This window comes from Streptosporangium minutum (assembly GCF_002149035.1).
Taxonomy (GTDB): domain Bacteria; phylum Actinomycetota; class Actinomycetes; order Streptosporangiales; family Streptosporangiaceae; genus Streptosporangium; species Streptosporangium minutum.
In genome coordinates, this window is record NZ_NGFP01000404.1 from 1 (window position 1) to 4,814 (window position 4,814).

Genomic DNA, 4,814 nt, shown 5'->3' on the forward strand with positions numbered 1-4,814 from the left:
CCCCCGCCCAGGCCCCCGAGCCGGTCGCGGTGGACACCACGCTGCGTGGCCGTACCGAGAAGATGTCGCGCCTGCGTCAGACCATCGCCAAGCGCATGGTCGAGTCGCTGCAGGTCTCGGCCCAGCTCACCTCCGTGGTCGAGGTCGACGTCACCAAGATCGCACAGCTGCGCGACCGGGCGAAGGCCGAGTTCCAGCGGCGCGAGGGCGTCAAGCTCTCGTTCATGCCGTTCTTCGCCCTCGCCGCGATCGAGGCGCTCAAGCAGCACCCGAAGCTGAACGCCACGATCAACAGCGAGACCAACGAGGTCACCTACTTCGACGCCGAGCACCTCGGCTTCGCGACGGACACCGAGCGCGGCCTGCTCGTCCCGGTGATCAAGGACGCGGGCGACCTCAACATCGCCGGCCTGGCCCGTAAGATCGCCGATCTGGCCGAGCGCACCCGCACCAACAAGGTGAGCCCGGACGAGCTCGGCGGCGGCACGTTCACGCTGACCAACACCGGCAGCCGCGGCGCGCTGTTCGACACGCCGATCCTCAACCAGCCGCAGGTCGGCATGCTGGGCACCGGCGCGGTCGTCAAGCGCCCGGTGGTCCTGGACACCGCCGAGGGCGAGGTCATCGCCGTCCGCTCGATGGTGTACCTCGCGCTCAGCTACGACCACCGCCTGGTCGACGGCGCCGACGCCGCCCGCTTCCTGACGACGATCAAGCGTCGTCTCGAGGAGGGCCGCTTCGAGAACCAGCTGGGCCTCAACGCCTAGTCCCTTCTCGTCCCACCGGGCCGGTCCGCGCTCCGCGGGCCGGCCCGGCTCGTTCCACGGGGTCTTCTCCCCGGTGGCGCATCCGATGACCGCCGTCCTCCCGAAGTCCTCCGGGGGAGGTCGACTAGATTGGACGACATGGCGATCATCGTTACCGGGTCCTCGGGCCTGCTGGGATCGGCTCTGGTCAGGGCTCTGCGGGCCGACGGCGTCCGGGTGGTCCGGTTGGTGCGGCGGGCGCCGCAAGGCGCGGACGAGTCGTTCTGGAACCCGGCCAAGGGGCTCGTCGACCCGGCGGCCCTGGAGGGCGCCGAGGCCGTGGTCCATCTCGCCGGAGCGGGGATCGGCGACCGGCGCTGGAACGACGACTTCAGGCGCGAGGTGGTCCGCAGCCGGGTCGAGGGGACCAGGACGCTGGTGAAGGCGCTGACGGAGCTGTCCGCCAGGCCGGCGGCGCTGCTGTCCGGCTCGGCGATCGGCTTCTACGGCGACACCGGTGACCGCGAGGTGGACGAGACGTCGCCGCCGGGCTCGGGGTTCCTGGCGCAGGAAGTGGTGGTGCCCTGGGAGGCCGAGACGGCGCCCGCCGAGGAGGCGGGCATCCGGGTGGCCCGGCTCCGCACCGGCCTGGTGCTGAGCCGCGACGGCGGCATGCTGCCCAGGATCCTGCCGGTCTTCAAGCTGGGCCTGGGAGCGCCCCTGGGGTCGGGAGAGCAGTACTGGTCGTGGATCTCGATCGACGACTGGGTGCGTGCCGTACAGCGCGTCCTGAAGGACCCGGAGATCTCCGGTCCGGTGAACCTGACCGCGCCGGAGCCGGTCACCAACGCGGAGTTCACCAGGGCGCTCGGGGAGGCGGTGCACCGGCCCACGATGCCGCTCGCCGTGCCCGGGTTCGTGCTGCGTACGGCCATCGGGGGGTTCGCGGAGGAGGGGGTGCTGACGGGGCAGCGGGTGGTTCCGCGGCGCCTGCTCGAGGCCGGTCATGCGTTCCGGCATATGGGTCTCAACGAGGCACTCGCCGCCGTACTCTAGGGTCCCTGTTTCCACCGAAGCCATTGGAGAGATGACGTATGGGCAGGTCCGGGCAGTCTCATATCCTCGCCATCGGGGGCGGCTCCTTCCGTCAGTCCCAGCGCCACGGATTCATCGAGGCGAGCGCGCTGCTGCGGTACGCCCTTGACCTGACCGGCCAGGACCGGCCCAAGCTGGGCCTGCTGGCCACCGCCACGGGAGACGACTCCGACTGGCTGCTGAAGATGTACGGCGCGTTCCGCGACTGGGACGTCGAGATCAGCCATCTGACCGTGTTCCCGATGCCCAACGTCGAGGATCCGCGCGAGTGGATCCTGAGCCAGGACGTCATCTACGTCAGTGGCGGCAGCGTGGCCAACCTGGCGGCGCTGTGGCGGCTGCACGGCCTGGACGAGGCGTTCGAGGAGGCGTGGCGGGCGGGCGTGGTGCTGTCCGGGCAGAGCGCGGGGGCGCTGTGCTGGCACGTGGGGGGCAACACCGACTCCTTCGGGCCGACGCTGCGGACGTGGTCCGACGGCCTGGGGCTGCTGCCCTACTCGTGTGGCGTTCACTACAACTCCGACCCGCAGCGCCGCACGCTGCTGCACGAGTCGGTGGCCTCGGGCGAGCTGCCCGGCGGTTACGCCGCCGACGAGGGCGTCGCGCTCCACTACGTGGGCACCGAGTTCATCCAGGCCGTCACCGTGGATCCGGAGGGCTACGCCTACCGGATCGAGCACGACGGGACCGACGGGGTGAAGGAGTTCCGCATCGAGCCTCGCCTTCTCACGTCATGACCACGAACGGGTCAACTACTCTTGAGACGTGAGTGACCTGGCGATAGTCCGTCTTGGCGTTGACTTCCCCTACGAGCAGGCATGGGATCTTCAGCGGCGGATCCATGCCCGCCGGGTGGCCGGCGAGATCCCCGACACCTGCCTGATGCTCGAACACGCGCCGGTCTACACGGCCGGCAAACGCACCGCCCCGAACGAACGGCCCTCCGACGGCACCCCGGTCATCGACGTGGACCGGGGCGGCCGGATCACCTGGCACGGTCCCGGCCAGCTCGTGGGCTATCCGATCGTCAAGCTCGGTGCGCCGCTGGATGTGATCTCCTACGTCCGGCTCCTGGAGGAGACGCTCATCCACGTCTGCGCCGACTTCGGCGTGCAGGCCGGCCGGGTGGAGGGGCGCAGCGGCGTCTGGGTGGCCGGGGACCCCTCGCACGGCCTGCCCGACCGGAAGGTCGGCGCGATCGGCATCAGGGTCGCGGGGGGTGTCACGATGCACGGGTTCGCGCTCAACTGCTCCAACGACCCGAGCTGGTACAACCGGATCGTCCCGTGCGGGATCAGCGACGCCGGGGTCTCCTCGCTGTCGGCCGAGACCGGCCGCAGGATCGTGGTCGACGAGGTCATGCCGTACGCCGAGAAGCACCTGGCCGAGGCGCTCGGCGCGCGGGCCTTCGAGCTCCCCGAGGAGGAGCTCTTCCGGCGCTGAGCCCCCGCTCGGGCGGCCGGGACGGCACGCCGTACGGCCCCGGCGCCACGGGGCACCCCGCCGGTACGGCCACACCGGCCCGGCCCGCGACGGGGCCTCCTTCGACGCGGGCGCGGACCCGAACGAACGCCCCACATGTGCGGGTCTGCACCACCACCCCCCGCATGTGTGGTCATTCTCCGGCGGGACATAAGCTGGGGCGGTGAGCGAGCGTAGCGAGCGAGCGAATAGACACAGCACCTCGGTCCCGCGACCGACGAAGGAGGTCGCATGACCGTTGCTCCGGAAGGCCGAAAGCTCCTCCGCCTGGAGGTCCGCAACGCCGAGACCCCCATCGAGAAGAAGCCCGAGTGGATCAAGACCAAGTTCAGGACCGGTCCCAACCACACCGAGCTGCGGGCGCTGGTCAAACGCGAAGGTCTGCACACCGTCTGCCAGGAAGCCGGATGTCCCAACATCTCGGAGTGCTGGGAGGACCGCGAGGCCACCTTCCTCATCGGCGGCGACCAGTGCACCAGGCGATGTGACTTCTGCCAGATCGACACCGGCAAGCCCAAGGAGTACGACACCGACGAGCCGCGGCGGGTGGCCGAGTCGGTCCGGCAGATGGGCCTCAACTACGCGACCGTGACCGGGGTCGCCCGTGACGACCTGCCGGACGGCGGCGCCTGGCTGTACGCCGAGACCGCCAGGCAGATCCACGCGCTGCTGCCCGGCTGCGGCGTCGAGCTGCTGGTGCCCGACTTCAACGGGGACCAGGGCCAGCTCGAGGAGGTCTTCTCCGCCGCGCCCGAGGTGTTCGCGCACAACGTCGAGACCGTGCCGCGGATCTTCAAGCGCATCCGCCCGGGGTTCCGTTACGAGCGGTCCCTGGGAGTGATCACCAAGGCCCGCGAGGCCGGCCTGGTGACCAAGTCCAACCTGATCCTCGGCATGGGCGAGGAGCGCGAGGAGATCGTCCAGGCCATGCGCGACCTCCACGAGGCCGGCTGTGACCTGCTGACGGTGACCCAGTATCTGCGTCCCACCCCGCGCCACCACCCGGTGGACCGCTGGGTGAAGCCCGAGGAGTTCGTGGAGCTCCAGAAGGAGGCCGAGGCCATCGGTTTCGCCGGAGTCCTGTCCGGCCCGCTGGTCCGTTCCTCCTACCGGGCGGGACGCCTCTACAAGCAGGCCATCGAGGCGCGCCAGCACGCCTGATCCCCCCGTCCCGGCATCGGGCCCCGCGCCTCCCGCGCGGGGCCCTTCCGTTTCCAGGGGCCCTCCGTTTCCAGGGGCGCGTGCTGTCCGTCGGTGAGGCGTCTTCCGGGGTGGGCTCCACGGCCGGGGCGACGGTAGATTTATAACGTTATGGTCAAGAAATCTGCTGACTGCTCGGTTTGCTGGGTGAGGCTGTCCCGGTAGACATCGAGGGCCTGATCGGGCGACTTGACCTGAGCGCCAAGGTGCGTCTGCCGACCGGCGCGGACCTGTGGTCGCTGCCCGCCCTCCCCGAGATAGGGCTCAGGCGGCTGGTCCCACCCCTCCCCC

The 4,814-nt window shown here is 70.3% G+C and carries 5 protein-coding genes; all 5 read left to right on the forward strand.

All coding sequences use genetic code 11. From position 1 onward, the window contains the following. A partial coding sequence (locus tag CA984_RS42580; RefSeq protein WP_207621258.1) for a 2-oxo acid dehydrogenase subunit E2 occupies positions 1–767 on the forward strand: 767 nt, incomplete at its 5' end. Between the two features lie 138 nt (positions 768–905). After that, entirely contained in the window at positions 906–1,802 is an 897-nt protein-coding gene (locus tag CA984_RS42585; protein WP_086578982.1) for a TIGR01777 family oxidoreductase, read from the forward strand. Positions 1,803–1,840: 38 nt separating this feature from the next. Beyond that, positions 1,841–2,578, forward strand: a complete 738-nt coding sequence (locus tag CA984_RS42590) for a Type 1 glutamine amidotransferase-like domain-containing protein (protein ID WP_086578979.1) — start codon at positions 1,841–1,843, stop codon at positions 2,576–2,578. A gap of 28 nt (positions 2,579–2,606) precedes the next feature. Then, the gene (lipB, locus tag CA984_RS42595; RefSeq protein ID WP_086578980.1) at positions 2,607–3,284 is read left to right on the forward strand and encodes a lipoyl(octanoyl) transferase LipB; all 678 of its coding nucleotides are present in this window, start codon (positions 2,607–2,609) and stop codon (positions 3,282–3,284) included. A 270-nt stretch (positions 3,285–3,554) separates the two neighbouring features. Continuing rightward, positions 3,555–4,484 (forward strand): lipoyl synthase, encoded by a 930-nt coding sequence (gene lipA / locus CA984_RS42600; RefSeq protein ID WP_086578981.1) that lies wholly within the window; start codon positions 3,555–3,557, stop codon positions 4,482–4,484. Positions 4,485–4,814: the final 330 nt, after the last annotated feature.